24 protein-coding genes and 2 tRNA genes are annotated in these 22,799 nt (G+C 42.1%); 23 read left to right on the forward strand and 3 right to left on the reverse strand.

Translation table 11 applies throughout. From position 1 onward, the window contains the following. Window positions 1–4: 4 nt before the first annotated feature. The gene (locus BUC30_RS11530; protein WP_073424985.1) at window positions 5–523 is read left to right on the forward strand and encodes a hypothetical protein; all 519 of its coding nucleotides are present in this window, start codon (window positions 5–7) and stop codon (window positions 521–523) included. A 194-nt stretch (window positions 524–717) separates the two neighbouring features. Here BUC30_RS11530 and BUC30_RS11535 read toward each other — a convergent pair whose 3' ends face one another. Next, window positions 718–1,143 carry a hypothetical protein gene (locus tag BUC30_RS11535; RefSeq protein WP_014546584.1) on the reverse strand — a complete coding sequence of 142 codons (426 nt, stop codon included), beginning with the start codon at window positions 1,141–1,143 and terminating at the stop codon, window positions 718–720. A gap of 38 nt (window positions 1,144–1,181) precedes the next feature. After that, window positions 1,182–1,264, reverse strand: a tRNA-Leu gene (locus tag BUC30_RS11540). A 215-nt stretch (window positions 1,265–1,479) separates the two neighbouring features. Between BUC30_RS11540 and BUC30_RS11545 the strand changes: the two genes are divergently transcribed. Then, window positions 1,480–2,037 carry a prepilin-type N-terminal cleavage/methylation domain-containing protein gene (locus tag BUC30_RS11545; RefSeq protein WP_073424986.1) on the forward strand — a complete coding sequence of 186 codons (558 nt, stop codon included), beginning with the start codon at window positions 1,480–1,482 and terminating at the stop codon, window positions 2,035–2,037. A 7-nt stretch (window positions 2,038–2,044) separates the two neighbouring features. Continuing rightward, window positions 2,045–2,506 carry a type IV pilus modification PilV family protein gene (locus BUC30_RS11550; RefSeq protein WP_073424987.1) on the forward strand — a complete coding sequence of 154 codons (462 nt, stop codon included), beginning with the start codon at window positions 2,045–2,047 and terminating at the stop codon, window positions 2,504–2,506. A gap of 75 nt (window positions 2,507–2,581) precedes the next feature. Here the strand turns inward: BUC30_RS11550 and BUC30_RS11555 are convergent, their stop codons facing one another. Next, window positions 2,582–3,946 (reverse strand): toxin-antitoxin system YwqK family antitoxin, encoded by a 1,365-nt coding sequence (locus BUC30_RS11555; protein WP_244536610.1) that lies wholly within the window; start codon window positions 3,944–3,946, stop codon window positions 2,582–2,584. A 76-nt stretch (window positions 3,947–4,022) separates the two neighbouring features. Between BUC30_RS11555 and BUC30_RS11560 the strand changes: the two genes are divergently transcribed. From BUC30_RS11560 to BUC30_RS11655, 20 genes are all read left to right on the forward strand, one after another. Then, complete coding sequence (locus tag BUC30_RS11560; RefSeq protein ID WP_073424989.1) at window positions 4,023–4,766, forward strand: hypothetical protein; 744 nt, start codon at window positions 4,023–4,025, stop codon at window positions 4,764–4,766. Between the two features lie 8 nt (window positions 4,767–4,774). Next, window positions 4,775–5,326 carry a hypothetical protein gene (locus BUC30_RS11565; RefSeq protein ID WP_073424990.1) on the forward strand — a complete coding sequence of 184 codons (552 nt, stop codon included), beginning with the start codon at window positions 4,775–4,777 and terminating at the stop codon, window positions 5,324–5,326. Beyond that, on the forward strand, window positions 5,323–6,030 hold the full coding sequence (locus tag BUC30_RS11570) for a hypothetical protein (RefSeq protein ID WP_073424991.1): 708 nt from the start codon (window positions 5,323–5,325) through the stop codon (window positions 6,028–6,030). The genes BUC30_RS11565 and BUC30_RS11570 overlap by 4 nt, the downstream gene beginning before the upstream one ends. 71 nt (window positions 6,031–6,101) lie before the next feature. Next, a tRNA-Leu gene (locus tag BUC30_RS11575) sits at window positions 6,102–6,185 on the forward strand. A 178-nt stretch (window positions 6,186–6,363) separates the two neighbouring features. Beyond that, a complete protein-coding gene (locus BUC30_RS11580) occupies window positions 6,364–6,960 on the forward strand; it encodes a GNAT family N-acetyltransferase (RefSeq protein ID WP_073424992.1) in 597 nt (198 codons plus the stop codon). Between the two features lie 201 nt (window positions 6,961–7,161). Continuing rightward, a complete protein-coding gene (locus BUC30_RS11585) occupies window positions 7,162–8,007 on the forward strand; it encodes a TIGR02147 family protein (protein ID WP_014546591.1) in 846 nt (281 codons plus the stop codon). After that, window positions 8,004–9,275: a carbohydrate binding domain-containing protein gene (locus BUC30_RS11590; RefSeq protein ID WP_244536611.1), complete on the forward strand. Its 1,272-nt coding sequence runs from the start codon at window positions 8,004–8,006 to the stop codon at window positions 9,273–9,275. The genes BUC30_RS11585 and BUC30_RS11590 overlap by 4 nt, the downstream gene beginning before the upstream one ends. A gap of 166 nt (window positions 9,276–9,441) precedes the next feature. After that, window positions 9,442–10,614: a GDP-L-fucose synthase family protein gene (locus BUC30_RS11595; RefSeq protein WP_073424994.1), complete on the forward strand. Its 1,173-nt coding sequence runs from the start codon at window positions 9,442–9,444 to the stop codon at window positions 10,612–10,614. Then, the gene (gene gmd / locus BUC30_RS11600; RefSeq protein WP_073424995.1) at window positions 10,607–11,704 is read left to right on the forward strand and encodes a GDP-mannose 4,6-dehydratase; all 1,098 of its coding nucleotides are present in this window, start codon (window positions 10,607–10,609) and stop codon (window positions 11,702–11,704) included. Before BUC30_RS11595 ends, gmd begins: the two co-directional genes overlap by 8 nt. Before the next feature lie 262 nt (window positions 11,705–11,966). Beyond that, window positions 11,967–12,983, forward strand: coding sequence for an acyltransferase family protein (locus BUC30_RS11605; protein ID WP_073424996.1), 1,017 nt, complete (start codon window positions 11,967–11,969; stop codon window positions 12,981–12,983). A gap of 52 nt (window positions 12,984–13,035) precedes the next feature. Then, window positions 13,036–14,517, forward strand: coding sequence for an MATE family efflux transporter (locus BUC30_RS11610; protein WP_211518019.1), 1,482 nt, complete (start codon window positions 13,036–13,038; stop codon window positions 14,515–14,517). Between the two features lie 3 nt (window positions 14,518–14,520). After that, window positions 14,521–15,171 carry an acyltransferase gene (locus BUC30_RS11615; protein ID WP_073424998.1) on the forward strand — a complete coding sequence of 217 codons (651 nt, stop codon included), beginning with the start codon at window positions 14,521–14,523 and terminating at the stop codon, window positions 15,169–15,171. Between the two features lie 8 nt (window positions 15,172–15,179). Continuing rightward, a complete protein-coding gene (locus tag BUC30_RS11620) occupies window positions 15,180–16,016 on the forward strand; it encodes a hypothetical protein (RefSeq protein WP_073424999.1) in 837 nt (278 codons plus the stop codon). Window positions 16,017–16,143: 127 nt separating this feature from the next. Further along, window positions 16,144–17,277 (forward strand): hypothetical protein, encoded by a 1,134-nt coding sequence (locus BUC30_RS11625; protein ID WP_139260837.1) that lies wholly within the window; start codon window positions 16,144–16,146, stop codon window positions 17,275–17,277. Further along, window positions 17,274–18,263, forward strand: coding sequence for a hypothetical protein (locus BUC30_RS11630; RefSeq protein ID WP_073425001.1), 990 nt, complete (start codon window positions 17,274–17,276; stop codon window positions 18,261–18,263). The genes BUC30_RS11625 and BUC30_RS11630 overlap by 4 nt, the downstream gene beginning before the upstream one ends. A gap of 13 nt (window positions 18,264–18,276) precedes the next feature. Next, entirely contained in the window at window positions 18,277–19,557 is a 1,281-nt protein-coding gene (locus tag BUC30_RS11635; RefSeq protein ID WP_073425002.1) for a glycosyltransferase family 4 protein, read from the forward strand. A 2-nt stretch (window positions 19,558–19,559) separates the two neighbouring features. Next, entirely contained in the window at window positions 19,560–20,165 is a 606-nt protein-coding gene (locus BUC30_RS11640) for an acyltransferase (RefSeq protein WP_073425003.1), read from the forward strand. Next, a complete protein-coding gene (locus BUC30_RS11645; RefSeq protein ID WP_073425004.1) occupies window positions 20,162–20,995 on the forward strand; it encodes a glycosyltransferase family 2 protein in 834 nt (277 codons plus the stop codon). The genes BUC30_RS11640 and BUC30_RS11645 overlap by 4 nt, the downstream gene beginning before the upstream one ends. A 4-nt stretch (window positions 20,996–20,999) precedes the next feature. Then, window positions 21,000–21,893 (forward strand): glycosyltransferase, encoded by an 894-nt coding sequence (locus BUC30_RS11650; RefSeq protein ID WP_073425005.1) that lies wholly within the window; start codon window positions 21,000–21,002, stop codon window positions 21,891–21,893. A gap of 2 nt (window positions 21,894–21,895) precedes the next feature. Then, the gene (locus BUC30_RS11655; RefSeq protein WP_073425006.1) at window positions 21,896–22,756 is read left to right on the forward strand and encodes a hypothetical protein; all 861 of its coding nucleotides are present in this window, start codon (window positions 21,896–21,898) and stop codon (window positions 22,754–22,756) included. The last annotated feature ends 43 nt before the right edge of the window (window positions 22,757–22,799 follow it).

A 22,799-nucleotide genomic window follows, 5' to 3' on the forward strand; every position in this document is an offset into this window, starting at 1 on the left:
TGCTATGCTGAAACGTAATGCTCCATTGCTTGCCTTTGCTCTCGTCTTTGTTGCTGTGTTGTACTTTGTCTACAGCATCCCGCAGTACGAACCTATCGTGGATGTCGAGGAAGAAGAGGAAGTTCCTGAAGAGGCGTTTACCGGTCGCGTGGAAATGCCCTCGATTGACGAAATTTACGTGATTGAAAATACTGCAGGGCGTGACCTGAACAAGCTTGCAATGTTCTTGGAAGGGCGCGCCGCAGGCCTGCATTACCTCTCCTCGGAGTATTTTAAGAAAGCTCGTGTGGCCCGCAAAGGGCACAAGTTCTTCAAGTCCGATGATGAAGTGTTCCTCGGACTGCACCTCACGCTCGATAGTCTTGGACGTTTCAAGGACCCGCAAATCATGTTTACGAGTTCTGATAACGAAGTGTTCAAAGTCAAGCTCCTGAAGCACGTCGAATACTTCTGGCGCCTTCCGCCCAGCAAGCAAGGCAAACTCGAGATCTGGATCCCTATCCGCTTCCGTGGCGGGGTTTAACCCCTTACTGTTACCCCGGACTCCGTTCCGGGGTCACCATACACTATTAAAGGCGATGCCGGCTCGTCTCCGTCATCCCCGTCAAGCGAGGACAGGCGCGAGGACAGGTAGGCCGGCATGACAACAAATGCAAAAAAAAGCTCCACTAGGTGGAGCTTGGCAAATGCTATTGTTAGCGAGCGATTAGCTCTAGGTTAGGCTCTCAGGATTTCGACGAGCTGCTTTGCGTTCTTTTCGATAAGCACGAATGCTTCGAACATGCGGGCTTCACGCCACTTGGTCAAGTACTTCGTCTGCCAGTCCACCGCGATCATGTCCGGATCCTTAGGACCGTTTTCGTTCTGGTACCAGACTTCCTTCGTGATTTCGCGGATCATGGCGCCCATTTCGGCTGCCGGCTGCAAGGAACCCTTGCAGAGGAGGAGTGCACGGAGGTTGTCGAGGAGAATTTCGTCAGAAGGCTGTTCAGCATCTTCGCGGGCGCATTCCCAAATTTCTTCGCGGTGGCGTTCTGTCCAACCGATCAAGTACTTTTTGGTCTTTTCGAGCTCACCTTTGGCAAGCTTTTCATCGACCGCTTCGCGCGGATAATATATGCTGTTTGGATAGAATTCAATCATGATCTACCTCCCTTCTGCGAAGTGAAGCACAAAAACAATGCCCGGGGCGGGACTTGAACCCGCACGGAGTTGCCCCCAAGGGATTTTAAGTCCCCAGTGTCTACCATTCCACCACCTGGGCAGGTTGTGCGGTGTGTAATATAGCAATTTGTGTGGGTAAAATTACACGGCTACGTGTTTTAATATTGTTTTTATCACGATTTTCATCAAAAACGTATTTTCTGTTTACAAATGTTTACTTTTAAGCCGTGTTTATGTATATTATAAGTTAGACCAAAGCGGAAAAGAACCTCTTTTTATATTAATTTTGGTTCAATCTAGCTTGGAGAAATAGATATGCTGAATCATGGCTCTAAAAAGAACGGTTATACCTTGGTAGAAGTGCTAGTCGTTGTTACGATTATGGGCGTCTTATCGTCTATGGGTGTTGCTGGCTTGAGAGGGGCTGTTATCAATGCACGAATAAAAGACTGCGCGCAAAACACGGCCGCTTTTTTGGAACGTGTAGCCAATGATGCTAATCGATTGTCAAAGCGGATTTGTGTTAAAATGGCTGGCGATAACGAGCAGACTCTTTATGCGTATATGGTAAATGATTGTGGTGCTGGATCTATCGAAAATGTAGAGCCTATTGATTCGCTTACTATTGAAGCTCCTGCTAGATTTAGTTGTGATGATCAAGTCCAACTTGACGACTTTAGTACCGCGGATAAGGACTGGGCGAGCGAAGGAGCCTTGTTTATTCCTCGTATAGGTCTTTCTGCGGCGCCATCCGAAGGTTATGTGTGCATGCAGTATGGCACCAGCTATGCTTATGGTCTTGTAGAAAAAAATAGGAATAATAATATGCTTATCCCCCAATGGAGAACAGGCAGTTTTTGGAACAAATTGTAGGTAAATTATGGTGAAACTTTTGAAGAACAAAAAAGGCTTTGGAATTGTTGAAATCTTGGTCGCTGCTGCGGTCCTTGGTTTTATGTACATGGCTGTATTGAATCTTCAAGGCGGTAACCACGATGCCTTGTTGCGTATTCGCGGTCGTGATGGTGCTATTGAAGTTGCCCAGCAGGTGCTGGATTCCCTCAAGTCCGTGGGGATTGCCTCGATTCCGTCGAAATCTGCGGAGGATACGACTTTTGAAGTGCATGATATCAATCGCAAGTGGGCTCGTGGTCTGGGCGATTCTGCTACGGTAACGTACTCGCCAGAAGTGACTGTTTCTGCAACGCAGAACTACACATCGACTGACGCCTCGCAGTACGAAACAATTCACCACGTTTATGCGAAACAAGTAAAAGTCAAAGTCTCCTGGAACTTCAAAGGCTCCACGCAGTCTATCGAAGTTTCAAGCGTTATAAGATGAGATCTTAGAAAAACGTCATTGCGAGCGAAGCAAAAAACGTCATTGCGAGCGAAGCGCGGCAATCTATTTAAGTTCCTAATTACCTAGTATATGCATTATCACGGGCCGGTTCTTGCCGGCTTCTGTTTTATGTATCGTGAGCTTGCCGGTGCTGTCGTAGCTGAACTGCTCGCCGATGCGTTCGCCGTTCACGTAGTTGAGGCTGTCCTTCAATACACCGCTCGGATACCAGTTGCGCCAGATTCCGTGACGCTTGGACTTGTTGTCGTTGGGATCAAACTGCCAGAATCCTTCGCTTGCCATTCTGCCGCCCATGCTGTCCGGGTAGAAACTGCGGCTTGTTTGAATACTTGGTGTGCTAGGTGTATCATCGATAGTGTTGTATTCTCGTGTCCAGAATTCTTCGTACAAAAGAACGTGACCTTTTTGAATGTAGCGGAGCGTTGCCGGGTACTTGCCGATGCTTTGTTTGAAATCGTCTTTATGGCTTAACGTGCAAGAGTCGAGTTCTCCGTTGGGTTTTTCCGAATGGACGAATAAGGTCTCGGCACAGAATAGCGTTGATGAATTGGCGCAGGTCCCGTAAGCGATGCCTGAATTACTATGGGGCGGGTCGGTTGAATCTGCAACAAAGTTGCTTTCTCGGATAACATTGTTGTTTTCGTCGAACCATTGGATTTTTTCACGACCTTTGAAAAAACTCGACTTGATTTTTTTGATAAGGGACCCGTCTGCTCTGTAGAATGTTAGCGGCAACGGTGCTAATTGACTTTCAATAATCCCTTCTTCCATGATTTGCGCTTGTTCGCAATTTTTTGTGGAGTCCACTGGCCCGTATGATTCGTAGTACTTTTTGTAATAGCCTTCTAAATTGCCACTCACGCAATCGAAGTACTCCGTGATTTTGCAATTTCTCCCGAAACGCTTGACATATCCGTTAGGTTCATGGCATCTGTTTTCTTCGGCAAGCACACCATTGTCGTGAAAATGTTTCCACACACCGATGTGGTTCCCGTTGTCGTCGTAATGTTCTTCAAATGCCTTTACCCCATTGTGATGGAATCCTTCCCAGTCGCCAACAGGGAGGTCGTCTTTATAAAATTGGACCGCTTCGACTTTTTTGTTCTGGTAGTAGACTGTCCACTTGCCGTCTTTTTTCCCTTTGTTATAGTGCCCAATCATTGCGACATCGCCAAAGCCAGTCCAGCGTTTGAATTCCCCATGCGGGAGGCTGTCTTTGTAAGGTATTTCGAATTCCTTGATGCCGTCATTGTACCATTCATTACGCTTGAGGATGGTGCCGTCGGGGTAAACCCAGATAGAGGTCTTTTTGACTCCGTTTACGTGCCTTGCGAGGATATGTTCTTCGGCTCGTTCGACGGTACACCCGGCGAAACTGCATAAAATGGCAAAAAAGGCGATTAAATGACGGAGTTTCATTGTTCGTAAAGTAGAAAAAAAGTAATTTCTAGGTGTGAACGGACAGACAAAAAAAACAATTGCAGAAACTTTGCACATGAAAATCCAGACTCCCTGGATTTGGCTTGTTGTCGTTCTTACGATTTGCTTGACGGCGCTGTTTTACGTTTCGCAAAAACCGCAGGTCGCCGTTTATTCCCAGTACGTGAAGTCGCTTTGCGATTACCAGTTTGCCGATGCGAGCCTCATGCGTTCGATGGAACGTGTCCGTAGCGGTTACGAGGTGGATTCGGCGGTGGTGCTTGCGCAGATGATGACGCTCCGCGAAGTAGCGCTCTCATTTGATGCGGGGATCCAGAAATTGGAACAGACTGGCTTTTCGACGCCTCCGGCTTCCTCGGTATCGCATTTCAAGTCGAGTGTCTTGGCAAAGGTTTCTTGCTTGCATCGCTACCTTTCGGAACGCTCGGCGTGGATCGATGAACTGGAGAATGTTTACCGCCTGATGGAAATGGGTCCTTCGGATGTCGATTTGGCTCTGGTGCGCAAATTGGATTCTGCAAGGGCTGGGTATGCGGTGCTCCCGGATGGGCTTGTGTTGCCGGAGGCTTTTAATAAGCGCGTGGAAACGCTGTTCCAGAAAAATCTGGATTTGTTCGATGCCTGGAACCAGTTCAATAACGACAAGACTCTTAGCGCAAGTGACGAACTGCTCCACTTTTTCCAGATGGAAAACGTGAAAGAGATTTCCTTGTCGGCAAAGATCCCGCTGGCGTTCTATTTCTTGTCGCTCGTGCTTTTGCTTGCCACGTTCTTCTTTATATTCAAGTCTAAACAGTAAGGATTGCAATGTCTATTTTTCGTGTTCGTAAAGTTGCCTTTATCAATTTTGGTTTCCTGCTGATATTCCTTGCTAGTTGGGTTTCTTGGTATATCTATCCGCTTGCGAAAAGCTTCTTTGTCGAAGAAAGCTTGTTTTATGGCAAGGTGAGCTACGCCGCTATTCCGAGTTTGTTCGGCGGTTCAAACTTGCCGTTTTTCGACAAGACTTATTTCCAGATCAATGGCGATACAAAATGCACGTTCGTGCTTTATGCAGACGATGATCTTTTGGACGACATGGCGGAATGGTTCGATTTCTCGGCGATGAACGCGAGCGAAATCCCGTTGGAAATTTATGCGTCACGTGTGGGCGACAAGTTTATCGTGAAGTCGATGGCTTCGACGAATGGCGAACTCAGCTGGGATGACCTGTCGGCAGATTACCAATTTTATTGGTGTTTTGTTGGGGCTTGCGTAGTGGGCTTTATGCTGATTATGGGGATTATCCTCATTTTTGTGGCGCTGGTGCATAAGCCACGTCAGTTGAAATTTCAGGATTCGCCGAGTGGCGCGGAATGATGCGATTTGGCTTAATTGCTCCTGTGTTGTTGGCGAGCGCACTTGCTTTTGCAGCGCCGGATTCGCTTTTGATTGATGTGCTTGGTACGGGTTCGTCGTTCCAAAGTCCGGCGGGAATTTGGTGGTCTAAAAAAATAAAGAAAGCTCCGGTTGTCGTCTGGTTCCACGGTGGCATGAGTAGTGGTAACTGTGCGAAAGGGCTTGTTGCTGGGGCTGACTTTGCGGAGCTTTATCCTGAAAAAATTGTGGTGAGCGTATCGGCTTGTCGCGAGAATCATTGGGTCACGCCGGCTGCAATTGCCGCTGTTGATGCGACGCTTGATTCTGTGGCTGCAAAGCGCGGAGCTCCGGTGGAGCGTGTTTCGCTGGTGGGCGTTTCGGACGGCTCGCTGGGGGTCTTGGTTTATTCGCTCGAAGGTCGTCGTGCTGTGGAAGACCGCTTGCTCGTGAGTTCGTTTGGAGCATTCTTGGGTGGACCGTTGGAACTTGCGGCGCCAAAGAAAATGCATGTCGGGCGTTTCCGTTTTTTGCAGGGGGGCAAAGACAGGCTTTACCCGTCTGACCAGACGGTGCCGTGGATTACGGAATTTTGCAAGGCTGTTCAGGTGGACTGCGAACTCCGGTTCGACCCGGAAGGCGAGCACGACTGGAGCTATTGGAAGGGCAAGCGGATGGAATGGATCCGCGACGCCATCCGCAAATAAGCGCCAAATAGCCTTATTTATGAACCTCCCCTTGACAAAAGGGTGTTTTTTTTCAAAATTTGGTGCACCACGCGGATGTGGTGGAACTGGTAGACACGCTAGATTCAGGTTCTAGTGCTCGCAAGGGCATGAAGGTTCAAGTCCTTTCATCCGCACTGAAAAACCCGGTAGTTCGCTATCGGGTTTTTCGTTTTTTTTCAATAATGTCATCTTCGACCAACGGGAGGAGGATCCATAATTTCTTGATATAACTGGATTCTTCGCCATGGATGGCTCAGAATGACGTTGTAATTATGTACTCTTGGGGTTGATTGTTTTTTGCAAAAGGTCATAATGAGAGATTTTTTAGATGATGAACTTTGCGAATTCTCGCTGCAAGAGGTTGAAGGCGAGCGTGCTGTGTTGCGCCCGCTTGGCGAGGCGGACGTGCAGCCGCTGTTCGAGCTGATCGAATGCTCCCGCGAGTTCTTGTCGGAGCACTTGCCGTGGCCAAGCGAAGAATGTCGCACTCCCGAAGATGTTTCTGCGAAAATAGATGCTTGGGACTTGCAGGCGCAGATGGCTAATGGAGCCTGCTGGGGCATTTTCGAGAAGGGCGCGAGTGCGAGTGACGGCTTGAAAATCGCGGGTTGCATTATGCTTGGCTGGGTGCAGTGGAAAAATCGCTCGGCGACAGTAAGCTATTGGCTCGGTCAAGACTTTTGCGGTCGCGGGCTTGCGACCGAAGCGCTTTTGCTTGTGGCGGGCGAGGCGTTTGCGATGGGGCTGAATCGTCTTGAACTCACGGCCTCGGTCAACAATCCGAAGAGTGCCGCTGTCGCCCGCCGTGCCGGATTCCAGGAAGAAGGTGTCTGTCGCGAGTACGAATGCCTCCATGGGCATTTCGAGGACCATGTCCGTTTTTCGCTCCTCGCTAGAGACTTTTGTTAAGCATTCACGGCGTTTGTTGCTCTTGTAGCGTTCGGGGCGTTGCGGGGTGGAACCCCGCTCGAAGGGGTGATGGAAGACCCGGCGAGCCGGGGCTGCAATCAGGGGAAAACCTGCCCCTCTCGTCTGACATGGTTACTTGGGTAAACGATAAAAGCTTTTTATTCTTTGATTTTGTGGCGGAAGACTTCTATTTTTTAGAATATGGAAACAGGAGAAAATCGCATAGTTGAACCTGATGTTCTGCAATACACGAACTACCGTGTGTATTTGCGGGACTACTATGAGTTCAAGAAGAAGACGGTTCCGGCTTTTAGCCTCCGTTTCTTCGCGGAGAAGGCAGGGCTTTCGAGTCACGCCCATCTCAAGCTCACGATTGACGGAAAGCGAAATATTACAAAGAACACGGTGGTAAAGCTCATCCACGGCCTCGGCTTGGATGGCCAGCGTGCTGCATATTTCGAAAGTCTTGTTTTCTTCAATCAGGCCCAGACGGATGCGGATAAGCAGGTTTACTACGCCCAGCTTTTGAAGGCGAGCCCGCGCTCCAAACTGCACAAGATGGATGCGGCTCAGTTCCGTATTTTCCGCGAATGGCACCACTCTGCGATTCTCGAGATGGTGGCGCTCAAGGATTTTCGCCCGATTCCCGACTGGATTTCCAAGCGCCTCGGCGGCCTCATTACGCCTGCCCAGGTGACGGAATCTCTTAAACTTCTCGTGGAACTGGGACTCCTGGTAAAAACCGCGAACGGTTACCGCCAGCGCGACCCCCTGATTACTACCGACGATGAAGTCCAGGATTTGATGGTCAAGATGTACCATCTGCAGATGCTCAAGCTCTCGGCGGACATGCTTTCGGCGCTTCCGGGCTCGCAAAGGGACGTTTCTGCCCTGACTTTCAGCATAAAACGCGAAGATTTCCCCAATTTGAAAAAACATTTGCAACTGATGCGCAAAGAACTACTAGATTTCTCAGCAAAGGCTGGGGAAGGTGAGGATGTTGTGCAAATCAATATCCAGCTGTACCCTCTAACCCGAGGAGTATGATGCGTTCTTTGAGTTCAATAATCGGTTGCGTGCTTGTGGCATTGTGGGCGGTCGGATGCTCTGAATCCGACTCTACGGCCGGTATTGAAATTGGAAATCCGGAGATTGCGCAGAACATCGGTCTTACCGCAGATTTCTCCATCGACTATTCTGATGCAAAGCCGGTTTCGCTTGCCAAGGCTGCGGCGAAGGATGAAAAGGTCGTCATCGATACGTTCCAGCTCACGCTTACCGAAGTCCGTTCTTTCTGCAGTTTCTATGTGGGCGTTTCAGTCAATCAGGAAGATGGACTGTTGCTCTGGCCGTATGAAGATGATCCGGCGGCAGTGCTCCCCATTTCGTTCACGGATGGCGAGTTTGTCAAGGATGCCTTCTATAATATCGATTTGAAGAATGACGGGTTCCTTAAGGAAATCGGTGTCGGCTTTGAAGTTGGCAAAAAGAAGTCGGTAAACTCGATTTACGGTCGCATCCGTCAGAATGGCAAGGAAATCCCATTTGTCTATGAGTTGAACAATTTCCAGGTGTTTAAGCTGCTGTACAACCAGTCGCAAATTGAAGTTCAAGATTCTGCGGCGAATTTGTCTGTGATTTTCCGCGTGCACCGCTTTGTCGATGGACTTGACCTTGCTTCTGCAAAGGTGGGCGAGGATGGTGTTATCCGCTTCAGCAAGACCGAAAACAAGGACCTCTGGAATTCTCTGAATGAACGATTCTTGCCGAGTTTCCAGGCGATGCGTTATAGCTATACGGCGGCTGATGGCAAGGATTATGATGGCTTTGTCGATGATGTCTGGACCGCAATTGCTGGGCAGAAGAACAAGAACCTGATTTCTAATGGAAACTTTAGCGAGGGTGGAAAGAACTGGATTTTTCACAAGCAGTTCAATGGCGCTGCCGATACGGCAATTGTCAAAGAGAAAAATTCTAATGTGATGAAGGTGCATGTAACCAAGGGCGGGAATTTCTCTTATAGTGTGCAGTTGCTGCACGAAAATATCCCTGTAATCGTTGGTTATACGTACAAGTTTGTTTTCACAATCTGGTCTGATGTTGAAGGTGAAATGACGGCGCGTTTGGGTAATTCCATTTACAATGGAGAAACGAATGGGTTCCAGGAACACGTCAAGGTTTCGACTTCCGGTAAGTCGTTCGAAATTGAATTTTCGCCTGCGGAAACAGACCCGTATGCCCGTTTGGACTTGAATTTGGGCAGTCGCGAAAGAACGTTCTGGATCAAGGACGTCCAGCTGATTCGGATTAAGTAATATATCCCTACATTGTTAGTATAAAAAGTAAACAAATTTAAACTTCCTCACTTGTAACAATTACATATAATTGTTATATTTTTCTTAAATTCTATTTTTCAATTTGTTTAGATTGGCTTGCAATTATGCTTTTTGTGGGTCAAGCTAACTTTTGGATTCACTAACAATGCTTGATAAAAACTCAAAGATCTATGTAGCTGGCCACCATGGGTTGGTCGGTTCTGCTATTTGGAACAACCTTAAATCACGTGGGTACAACAACCTTGTCGGTCGTACGCACAAGGAACTTGACCTTACCGATCAATACGCCGTCAAAAAGTTCTTTGACGAAGAACACCCCGATGCAGTGGTGCTCGCCGCAGCCTTTGTCGGCGGCATTATGGCGAACTCGCTCTACCGCGCCGACTTCATGATGATGAACATGAAAATCCAGTGCAATGTGTTCAGCGAAGCCTACGCCCACAACGTGAAGAAGTTCTTGTTCCTCGGCTCTACATGCATCTACCCGAAGAACGCACCGCAGCCCATGAAGGAGGATGCCCTCCTCACGAGCGAACTCGAGTACACCAATGAGGAATACGCCATCGCAAAGATTGCAGGCCTCAAGATGTGCGAAAGCTACAACCTGCAATATGGCACCAACTACCTCGCTGTGATGCCGACGAACCTTTATGGTCCGAACGACAACTTCCACCTGGAAAACAGCCACGTGATGCCCGCCATGATGCGCAAGATTTATCTGGCGAAGCTCATCCACGACAACGACTGGAACAGCATCAAGGTCGATATGGACAAGCGCCCAGTCGAAGGCATCAACGGCAACGCATCGCAAGATGAAATTTTGAAGGTCCTTGCCAAGTACGGTATCGAGAACAACAAGGTGACCCTCTGGGGAACCGGCAAGCCGCTCCGCGAATTCCTTTGGAGCGAAGACATGGCCGACGCTTCCGTTCATGTGCTCTTGAACGTGAACTTCAGCGACATTATCGGCATTGAAAAGTATTCTAGCGTGCATTACGGCGCAAGCGTCGATGGCACAGTGGACCGCAACCACAGCGCAGGCCGTGGCGGCGCCATCCCGAAACTCGGTGAAATCCGCAACTGCCACATCAACGTCGGTACGGGCAAGGAACTCACCATCCGCGAACTCAGCGAACTCGTGGTGAAGGCGGTTGGCTTCGAAGGCGAAGTCGTGTTTGATGCAAGCAAGCCCGACGGCACTCCGCGCAAGCTTATCGACGTAAGCAAGCTCCACAGCCTCGGCTGGACTCACAAGGTCGAAATCGACGAAGGCGTACAGAAACTCTTCAACTGGTACAAGGAATCCCTCAATGGATAAGCGTAACGTAGCACTCATCACAGGCGTCACCGGTCAGGACGGCTCCTATCTTTCTGAATTCCTCCTCTCCAAGGGCTATGAAGTCCACGGTATCATCCGCCGCTCTTCGGTGGACTACCGCGAACGCATTGCACACCTTGAAGGCAAGCCGAACTTTCACCTGCATTACGCCGACATGGGCGACTCCATGAGCCTCGTGAAGGTCGTGGGCAAGGTCCAGCCGACTGAAATCTATAACCTCGCGGCCCAGAGCCATGTGCAGGTTTCGTTTGACTCCCCGGAATTCACCGCCGATGTTGATGCTACAGGTGTCCTCCGAGTGCTTGAAGCTGTGCGTACCAACCACCTCGAAAAGACCTGCCGTATTTATCAGGCCAGCACAAGCGAACTCTACGGAAAGGTCGAAGAAGTACCGCAGAACGAGAACACTCCGTTCCACCCGTACAGCCCGTACGCCGTCGCCAAGCTTTACGGCTTCTGGATCATCAAGGAATACCGCGAAGCTTACAACATGTTCTGCTGCTCCGGCATCCTCTTCAACCATGAATCCGAACGCCGCGGCGAAACATTCGTGACCCGCAAGATTACGCTTGCCGCAGCCCGCATTGCCCAGGGCAAGCAGGATTGCCTGTACCTCGGCAACCTCGACAGCCTTCGCGACTGGGGCTACGCCAAGGACTACGTGGAATGCATGTGGCTCATTTTGCAGCACGACAAGCCCGAAGACTTCGTGATTGCAACCGGCGTACAGCACACCGTCCGTGAATTTGCAACCCTTGCTTTCCACCACGCAGGCATTGAACTTCGCTGGGAAGGCGAAGGCGTGAACGAAAAGGGCATCGACGTTGCCACCGGCAAGACCGTCGTCGCCGTCTCTGAAGATTTCTACCGTCCGACCGATGTGGTGAATCTCTGGGGCGACCCGACCAAGGCCAAGGCCGAACTCGGCTGGAATCCGCAGACAACGTCTTTCGAACAACTTGTGCAGATCATGGTCCACCACGATATGCAGAAAGTTGCCGCCGACCACGTTGCAAGCGTGACCCGCACGAACTTGGCTGAATACCTTGAAAAGGGCTTGGTAAAGTAAGAGGGAATGGTGGTTGCTTTTGAACGATTCATTCTTGTCAAGGCAACCGCCTTATTTGTCATTCCCGACTTGTTCGGGAATCTGCTTTTTTGTAAATCCAATCGCTTGCAAAATCGTGAATGTTGTAATCGGTTGGAATTTGAGTATAGGAAGGTGAGATGATGGCTGACTGTGAACATTTTATAACTGCATTGCGTTTTTTTTTGTCTGTTCTTTAAATGCGAATAAGGGCGATGTATAGGTATATTTGGAGTTTCCCAAAGTGAAAAGATATTATCCTGAATATTCAATTCTTAGGGTTTTTACTATATTGCTAGTCATTTTTGTTCAGCATGGTTTTGCCCCGTATTTAAGGGCTTGGCACTTTGTTGCCGCTCCAAATGAAATTTTGTATGTTTATGGGTTTATTCTGGATGTTATTAGACCGTGGACGATGCCTTTGCTGATGTTTGTTAGTGGTTCTCTTTTTTTTACATTGAAACATAATGATGGTAAATACAATTCTTTTGTTTTTTTTATTGTTAATAAAATCAAAAGATTGTTGCTGCCCACTATTTTATGGGGAGGGGTATTTTCTATTTCGTTTGGCGAGAACATAGATGTTATTCGGTTGCTTAGTGGTTGGAACCATTTGTGGTTTCTTCCAAGCTTATTTTGGTGCTTTATTGTGGCTTTTTTCTTGTTAACGCCAATGCAAGCTAATAGAAAAATTTCAGTTGTATTTTTACTTATTTCGTTATTTTTGACGTTTGTACCATTTCCTGAAATGTTGGGCTTGGATGCTTTCAGTTGGTATTTTTTTTATTTCTTATTGGAAGTGTTTTATTCTATTAACAAATCAATAATAGTTGTATTTTGGGAAAAGAATAAGATTGCTTTATTGTCTATTTCTTTTTTATTGCTTTTAATATATGTCGTTTGCAATAATGACTATTTGAAAAGTATGATGCCTGATATTCCATCAACTTATTTAAAACTTTTAAAAAAACTTTTAGTACCTTTGATCATTCTAACATTCTGTTGGCTTGTTTGCAAATTTACTATTTCGCATAAATTGCCTCAATGGTTCTTAGTATTAGATAAGTATTCTTTTGGCTGTTATATTTTTCACATGTGGCTGATGTGGCTTGTCTTTAGATATAATTTCTATGATATACGAGTTTTTGCGGCTAGTCATTATATAGTCTTTCCCTTGATGTATGGTGCATTGTCTTTTGTTATATCAATGGGTATATGTTTTTTGTTAAAAAGTAATAAAATAACAAGAAATTTAATCTAATATGTCTAAGGCCAATTTAATAATAAAGAATACTATGTGGTTGTATGCCAAAATGGCTATAACTATGTTTATATCTTTATATACAACTCGCCTTATTTTAAATGCGCTAGGTGTTGTTGATTTTGGTATATATGCCATTGTCGGCGGCGCGATTGGAATGCTCGGTTTTTTGAATGGGGCTATGTCTTCTGCCACACAACGCTTTATGAGTTACGCCGAGGGACTGGGAATACAAGGTAAAAAAATAGGTGTATTCAATGTTAGTATAGTCATTCATTTGTGTTTGGCTTTTGTAATAGCTGTTGTTTTGATAATTGCTGGTTTTGTTTATTTTAATGGCGTTTTAAACATTCCTGAAAATCGAATGCTGGCTGCAAAATTTGTTTATGGCAGCTTGATTTTCAGTACCTTTCTTACTGTAATCAATGTTCCTTATGAAGCTGTGATGAATGCTCATGAAAATATGCGCTATTACGCATTGGTGGGAATTTTAGAATCGCTTTTAAAATTGACAGTTGCTTTTATTTGTGTAAGTACCAATTATGATAAGTTGATTGTTTACGGAATACTGATGGCTTGTATTCCCGTTGTGACTCTTTCTATAATGAAAGTTTATTGCCATAAACGGTATTCAGAGTGTATCCTAAATCCGTTCAAGTATTTCAGGAAGGATCTTGCAAAAGAGATGCTTGGCTTTACTGGATGGAATTTTTTTGGATCAGCCTCGTCTTTGGTTGGAAACTATGGCAATGGCTTAGTTCTAAATCATTTTTATGGATCGGCTTTGAATGCCGCAACTGGGGTGGCTAATCAGCTAAATGGGCAACTTCTTGTTTTTTCAAATAATATGCTTAAAGCTCTTAATCCGGTAATCACTAAATCGGAGGGGGCCGGAAATAGAGCTGATATGTTGAAATTTGCAACTTTAGGTTGCAAGTATTCTTTTGCGTTGTTTGCTTTTTTTGCTATTCCTTTTATTCTTGAAATGGATTTTATTCAACATAAATGGCTGAAAAATGTTCCAGCTTGGGCTGTTTTGTTTGCCCAGTTGCAGATTGTGCGTAATCTTATAGAGCAATTGACTATTCCATATGGCTCTGCTATTGCTGCAGAAGGGCGAATAGCTAGGTTTAATGTTTTTGTGTCGGTTTTAAACTTACTGCCAGTATCTATTCTTTTTATTCTGTTTAGTAAGGGTTTCTCTCCGGTAACAATGTATGTTTTAAACATTTCGATTTTTGGAGTATTTGTGGCTTTGGTTAAAGTGTGTTTTGCTCATAAAATATGTGGCTTGAAGTATAGTTCATTTTTCAAAGAATTATTCTTGCCTTCTATAGCAACTTTTGTTCTTTCTTTTGCGATTACTTTTATTCCAAAATTATATATGGAACAATCTTGGTACAGAATGATTCTTACGTTTGCTTTTAGTTCTCTTTCGTATATTTCGTTGTTTTATTTCGTATGTATGAATAAGAATGAAAGAAGTTTAATAAAGACTATGTTTTATAATCTACAAGTCCGTTTTAGGAGATGATGTATGGAAAAAAGAAAAATTACATATAGATTAGGTGTTGATAAACGCCCGCGTTGTTCTTTTAAACAACGATTGTATGCTAAATTGTTCGCTCTTTCTCCAGTATTTTCTTCATTTTTTATGCGAAAAACAAAGAACGCATATGGATTACCGTTGTCTGTTGCCATAAATAAAGGTTTTCATTGTGATTCGCCTTTTTTGACGGTCGGAGAGAAAACGGGGTTGGCAAATCTGTATATTCATAGTTGTGGAAAAGTTACAATTGGTAGTAATGTTGCTATTTCAAAAGACTGCAGATTCATTACTGGTGGTCATGATTTACATGATTTTAATATTGATATAATTAAACCCATTGTTGTTGAAAATGATGTTGTCATTTTTACAGCTTCTTGTGTGCTTCAAGGTGTTAAAATAGGCAGAGGAGCGGTGCTTGGCGCATATTCTGTTGTTAGATCGAGTATTCCACCATATGCAATCGTTTCTGGAAATCCTTGTAAAGTAATTGGCTTTAGATATAAACCTGAAGAGGCTTTTGAAATAGAGTCAAAAAAATATTTGGAAAATGAACGTATTCCTTTGGAAACGTTACAGAGAAATTATGAAAAGTATTATTTGTCACGAATCCAAGAAATAAGAAAATTTGTTTCAATTTAAAGGTTTTTATGCAATACTCTATTCTAATCAACACGTGTGATAAATTTGAAGATTGCTGGGATCCATTCTTTAAGCTTTTTAAGCTTTATTGGTCGGATTGCAGGGGGACTATCTATCTTAATACGGAATATAAGGATTATTCTTATCCCGGACTTTCGGTTGTTCCTGTAAAGGGATGTGTTGGAAAGTCTTTCAAGGGTAAATTTGCAACGTGGAGTAGTTGCTTAAAATGGGCTCTTGACAAGATGGATTCGGATATAGTTTTGTATATGCAGGAAGATTATTTTTTGAAGGCCCCTGTCAAGAATGATTTAGTGGAAAAATATGTGAAACTTATGTATGAACATCCTGATATTAAGTGTATTCATTTAACTGATCAGGCTGTTCGTACTTGTGGTAAATCGGAATATGAAAATCTTGATATTGTAGAATTTAATCAGCGATATAGAGTTAGTTGTCAGGCTGCACTTTGGCGTCGAGATGAATTGTATGCTTTGATTCGTGAATATGAGGATGCCTGGCAGTTCGAAGAATTTGGTTCTCAGCGTTCAGCGGTTATGAAAAGCAAATATCTTTGCGTAAGCAGGGATTTTGTTAAATTAAACCAATTTGAAATTATTCCTTATATCTTTACAGGTATTGTCCAAGGACGATGGTATGAGGAAACTGTTCCTCTCTTTGAAAAACATGGAATAGAAATGGACTTTACCAAAAGGGGGATGTTGAAAGATGCTCCTAAGAAGCCGTTCTTAAAAAGAGTGAAATATAGATTAAATAAAATAAAAGCCATTTGGATTCAGAAGAAAGAACTCAAAAAGCTGAAAAAGAAATACGTGAATTTATAGATGTATGTCGTATAAACCATTGCAATATTTCACAATTCTTTTTGTTGTAATCTCATTGATTAGTGTTAATCAATGGAGTTCTTTTCCAATTGGTAATTTTTTTGTTTGGTCTAGTATTGCTTTTTTTATGATTGGCGTTGTTATTTGGTTTAGCAAAAAAACGAATTCTTTTGCAGATCCTGAATTACGCTTGTGTAACGCTTATTTATTATGGCTTATAATTTGCATTATAAGAGGTGCTTTTGTTGCCGAAAATTATTGGGAATATAAACAACTTGTAACGGGATCTCTAAGTTTATCTATGCCATTATTTGTTTTTTATTTTAAAGAGCCTTTGTGTTTATCTATGGCTCTGTATAAGTGGAATACTTGGCTTCCACCTTTGTTTTTCTGTTTTCTTTTATGGATAATTAGTTCTGATGCTTATCATTTTTTACTGACTCCATTTCTTTTGTATGGTTGTTTTTTTTGTTTCCTCTCAAAAAAGTGGAAAATACTAGTTGGTTTTGGCTTAGTTTTAATGCTGTTAGGTGATTTTGGTGCTCGTGCTCAAGTTATGAAAGCGGCAGCGACAATATTATGTGGTTTTGCTTTTTGTCATAATAGTATTGTTAAGGGGTGTTGGTTAAAAACTGTTCATTGGTTGTTTTATATAGGCCCCATTGTTTTGTTGTTTTTAGGGATTACGGGGGTTTTTAATATTTTTAAAGATTCTATATCTGAATCAAATTATAACAAGTATGTGCAAACGAAAATTGTTGATGGTCAAATTCATGAAGAAAAATTAGCATCGGATACAAGAACTTTTATTTATGAGGAAGTGCTTGGTTCTGCATTAAAACACAATTATATTATTTGGGGAAGAACTCCGGCAAGAGGAAATGATAGCTACTTCTTTGGCTCGTTTAATGCAGAGGAGCTAAAAACAGGTAAGTATGAACGTCATGGTAATGAACTGTGTCATTTGAATGTTTTTACATGGCTTGGTTTGATAGGTCTTTTGTTGCATAGTGCAATTTATTTGATGGCTTCTTATCGAGCTGTGTATCATTCGAATAATCTATTTGTCAAATATATAGGTGTTTTAGTTGCATTTAATTGGGCTTTAGGTTGGATTGAAAATATGACGGGCTTCAATATTTTGAATATGACTATTTGGATTATGATATCGATTTGTTTGTCTTCCAAGTTCCGTTCGATGAATGATGTGGAATTTAAATTATGGTTTGACTCGTTGTTTGTTAAAGGTAGAATTGTATGAATAAATTTGGTGAGATTGTGTTGAAAACTTTGCATAGAGCTTTTTGCAAATTATGTGTTCCTCCTCGGGATTCTACAAGAAATTGTATTATAGATCCTGAACTTGCATCGAAAAGGATTTATAATCTATTGGAGTCTGATAAGCCTTGCTTGGTTTGTCGTTATGGAAGCACTGAACTTAATTGCTTATTGAATTATATAAGTGTAAAAAAAGGAGGTTTCCCCGTATTTGATTATATAGCGAATAAACGCTATCAATGGTGGTGGAATGAACTTTGTATAAAGCAAATGCAAAAGTGGTCTGGTTTTTTTCCAATAGAAATTCCTTTAATTGAAAAATTCTGTGAGTGTATGCTAGGCGCTTCTCGGCAGATCGATATTTTAGGACATTGGATTGATCAGGAAGTATTGCTTAAAGAGTATTGGCCGAATACGATGGAAAAAGTAAATCTTTTGATGTTAGAACCGTATTGGTCAAAAAATCCTTGGACGAGGGCATTAAAAGGCAAAAAGGTTGTTGTAGTTCATCCTTTTGCAGAATTGATAGAAAAACAGTATAAAGAGAAAAGGACATTGTTGTTTAAAAATCAGGATGTCTTGCCTGAATTTGAATTAAGAACCGTGAAGGCCGTGCAAAGTCTTGGCGGTGATTGTGACGAATTTAAAAATTGGTTTGACGCACTAGATTGGATGAAAAAAGAACTTGATAAGGAATCTTATGATGTTGTTTTGATAGGTTGTGGAGCTTATGGAATGCCTTTAGCTGCTTATTCTAAACAAACAGGGCATAAAGCCGTTCATTTGGCAGGTGCTTTGCAACTTTTGTTTGGCATTCGTGGTAAAAGGTGGGATGATCCGAATTATGGTATTCAGGAATTTGGAGTGCGGAATAAGTATAAAGAATTGTTTAATGAATTTTGGGTTTACCCTGATGAATCTTTTAAACCTAAATCTTACAAAAATGTTGAAAATGGTTGCTATTGGTAGGTACTTTTGACTTATGAGAATACTTTGGTTATCAATCATATCGAATTTACTAGGTAATAAGGAAAAAAAAGGAGGCTATTATGGTGGGGGGTGGATTGCCTCTCTTCAAAAGTTGCTTCTTGAAAATTCCGTTGATATTGAATTAGGGATTGTTTTTCCTTCATCTAAAACAGAAGGTATTGTGAAGTCTGGAAAAACAACGTTCTTTCCCATTTATAAACCGTCAAAAGACTTTTTCCAAAAAATACAGTATTATTATTGGGGATATAAAAAGAATAAGGAAAATAAATTTGTACAAGAAATATTAAATGTTGTAAATGATTTTAAACCTGATGTAATACATTTGTTTGGTATGGAAAATGAATTTGCCACTATTTTAGGAAAAACGGATGTTCCTGTGGTAGTCCATTTGCAAGGTTTATTGGCTCCTTGTGATAATGCATTTTGGCCTGTTGGATTTAATGCTTGTTCTTTTGTATTGCCTCCTTCTATTAGAGAATGGATTTTGCGGAATGGATACATTTTTGCAAAGAAAAGTATTAATGTAAGAGGTAAAAAAGAAAGCAGTTTGTTTAAAAGGGTACAATATTGTATGGGACGAACCGAATGGGATTTCCAGGTGTCTCAGTTATTGTCTCCTGAATCAAAATATTTTAAGGTAAATGAAGCTCTACGTGCAGAATTTTATGAAAATTCGGGGTGTTGGAAACGCGTAAAAAGTGAAAAGTTGATTATAGCATCGACGGTAAGTGAAACAATTTATAAGGGTCTTGATTTAATCTTAAAAACAGCAAAATTGTTAAAAGAAGAAACCTCTATAAATTTTGAGTGGAGGATTATTGGAATATCTGAACAATCTAAGTTTACTAAGCTTTTTGAGCATTCTTTGAAGATTAATTCAGAATCTGTAGGTATATCCTATTTAGGTGTTAAAAATCCTAAAGAACTAGTCTCGGTTATGAAAGATTCTTCTGTGTATGTTCATCCCTCATATATAGACAATAGTCCAAATAGTGTTTGTGAGGCTCAGTTGTTGGGGTTACCTGTTATTGCATGCAATGTTGGGGGAGTGTCTACTATTTTGGATAACGGGAATGCTGGAATATTAGTGCCGGCGAATGCTCCGTATGAACTGGCTTATCATCTTAAGCAATTTGCTGTTGATGAGATGTATTGTGAAGGCAAGAGAATTGCAGGATTGAATTTGGCGAAAGAACGTCATAACCCCCAAAAAATAATTCTTGATTTAATGACTGCATATAGAAGCGTAATAGAAGACCGAGGTGCTTATTGAAAATGATTTATCACATTTATAAAGCAATAAGATTGATATTTAGTAAGCTGACAAATGTAGCCAATCATTGCATTACATGGCTGAGGTTTAAAGGGAATAATGTTTCATTTTCTTCTTTTAAAACGGGAGGGACTCCATATGTTATGGTGGCTCGTGGTGGTAAAATGAGCATCGGGAAAAATTTTGCGATGAATAATGGAATCAAGCATAATCCGATAGGTTGCTCGCAACCGTGTACATTCTTTGTTGATCGCACTGCAACTTTATCTATAGGGGATAATGTTGGAATTAGCCAAGCGGCTCTTGTTGCTATCGATGATATCACTATTGGTAATAATGTGAAAATTGGTGGCGGCGTATGTATATATACGACAGATTTTCATTCTCTTGATCCTTTGATAAGAAAAACAAAAGATGATATGAAAAATAGAGCTAAGAAGCCTGTTGCCATTAAAGATAATGCGTTCATTGGTGCTCGTTCGATAATCCTTAAAGGAGTTACTGTTGGGGAAAATTCGATTGTTGGGGCGGGAAGTGTAGTGACTAAGAGTATACCTGATAATCAAATTTGGGCAGGAAACCCAGCGAGGTTTATAAGAAACGTATGAAAACAATAGCCGCACTCCTTACAGTCTTTAATCGCAAAGAAACAACTTTGCGCTGCTTGGATAATCTTTTTAAGCAATTTATTCCACAGGATTATTCCTTAGAAGTTTACTTGACAAATGATGGGTGTACTGATGGTACGCCAGAAGCGGTTCGGGTACAGTTTCCGCAGGTAAACATAATAGATGGCGATGGAAACCTCTTTTGGAATAGAGGTATGTGGACCGCTTGGGATACTGCTGCCAAGACTAAAGAGTATGATTTTTATCTTTGGCTCAATGACGATACATTTCTTTATAATGGTGCTATAGAAAAATTGCTTACCACTTCTCGAAAGTCCAAGGATCAGGCTATTGTTGTAGGTGCATGCCATGATACTGCGACTCATTCGAAAGTAACTTATGGTGGTCGAAATAAAAATGGTATTGTGTCGCCGGATGGAGAAGATACCGAAGTAAAACATTTTAATGGTAATATAGTTCTTGTGCCTAGGTATGTATTTGAAAAACTAGGAAATTTGGATTACTATTATAGTCATTCAAAGGGGGATTTTGACTACGGAATCAGGGCTCAAAAAAATGGAATCAAAATGATTCAATGTGGTATCGTTCTTGGAGCATGTGATGTTCATCCTAGAATAGATAAGTGGTGTGATCCCGAGATACCGTTCAAAAAACGATGGAAATATTTGAATATGCCAAATGGAATGCCTCCAAAAGAAACTTTCCATCTTGAAAAGCAAACGAATGTTGTCTTAGCCGCAGTCCATTTTGTAACAGTGTATGTTCGTTGCTTGCTTCCTATATTGTGGAACCATAGAATTAAAGGATAGGAAAATGTTGTATGCTCCCATAGTTATTTTCGCGTTTAATCGTTTGGAGCCTTTAAAACGATTGATTGCTTCTTTGCTCGAAAATGAAGAGGCTAAAGAAAGTGACCTTTTTGTTTTTGTTGATGGTGCGAGGGAGGGGAGAACAAACGAGAAAGAGCTCGTTGAGAATGTTCAAAAATATGCTAAATCAATTTCAGGTTTCAAAAGTATTCATTATGAATTTTCATTGCGAAATAAGGGCTTGGGACCAAACATAGTTTCTGGAGTGACACATGTCATAAACCAATATGGTCGAGTGATAGTGCTAGAAGATGACCTTGTTGTGTCAAAGAATTTTTTGGCGTTTATTAATGATGGATTAAGATTGTATGAAAGTGAACAGAATGTTTTTTCTATTTGTGGTTATAGTAATCGCGTGAAAAAGCCTTCTGATTATTTATTTGACTCGTATTTCTGTACCCGTTCTTCTTCTTGGGGGTGGGCTACATGGGCAGACCGATGGAATTCCGTAGATTGGGAATTAGAAAATTGGGATAAATACAAATCGATGAAGCGATCCTTTAATAAATGGGGTGGTTCGGATTGCTTTAAAATGCTTAATGATTGGCGTATCGGAAAAAATAAATCCTGGGCTATCCGTTTTTGCTTTGCTCAATTCTTGCAAAATAAAGTTTCTCTATTCCCTATCGTTAGTAAAGTTGCAAATTTTGGCTTTGATGGACTTGGAACAAATTGTAAAAAATATAGTCGCTTTAAATGCGATTTTGATAGGGGCGATAATAAAGAATTCGTCCATCCACAAACCTTCAATATCAACAAGGACTTATACAAGTCGGCGATATCTTATAATTCGTTCTGGATTAGAATATGGAGCCGTTTAATGTATATGATTAAATAAAAATGAAAAAGTTGTCCGAATCGACTGTTGTTATTTGTGGTATTGTTAGAAATGCCGAAAAAGGATTGAAACATAACATTCCTGTTATAGATGATTTTGTCCAATATTGTAAGGATTATCGAATCTTCGTTTATGAGAATGATTCTATTGATCGAACGAAGCTGTTGCTAAAAAAATGGCTGAAAAAAGACGAAGAGCGAATTATTATTAAGTTGAATGATTGCGATAAGACGAATGCAATTCCTTGCTTTGAAAAGGGAAATTCTGTAAATCCGTTTTTTTCGCAAAAACGAATCAATAAAATGGCAAATTTAAGAAATAAATATATGGACTATATTAATCATTTAGATATGCCCGTCGATTATGTAATTGTTGTTGATTTAGATGTTGCTCAGTTGTATTTGAAGGGAATTTTGGATAGTTTTGATAGCGTAATTGAGTGGGATGCTGTGTGTGCAAATGGATATTCCTTGTCTCCAAAATTAAGAAGACGCTATCATGACACTTATGCTTTAACTTTATGGAATGAACAAGATGAGCCTCAAACGGAGGCGAGAATAAGAAAGTATGCCGATGTTTTTGGAACACTTAAGCCTGGAGATGAATGGATTAGAGTAGCTTCTGGTTTTGGTGGGTTAGCTATTTATCGATATGATGCAATAAAAGGTTTGGAATATACAGAACCTGCTCTAAGAAATGACGACGATAGAGTTGAGGTAAAATGTGAACATTTTAGTCTGTATAAGCAGATGATAAATCGAGGCTTTGATCGATTCTTTATAAATCCTGCAATGGAACTTAAATATCAGAAACTTTCGTTTTCGATAATAAAAAATAGTCTGTTGAGATATTTTAGAAGATGATTATATAAAATGTATGAGAGCGTGGCTCTCTGATCTGCAGCTT

The organism is Fibrobacter sp. UWB7 (assembly GCF_900142945.1).
In the GTDB taxonomy this organism is placed as follows: Bacteria; Fibrobacterota; Fibrobacteria; order Fibrobacterales; family Fibrobacteraceae; genus Fibrobacter.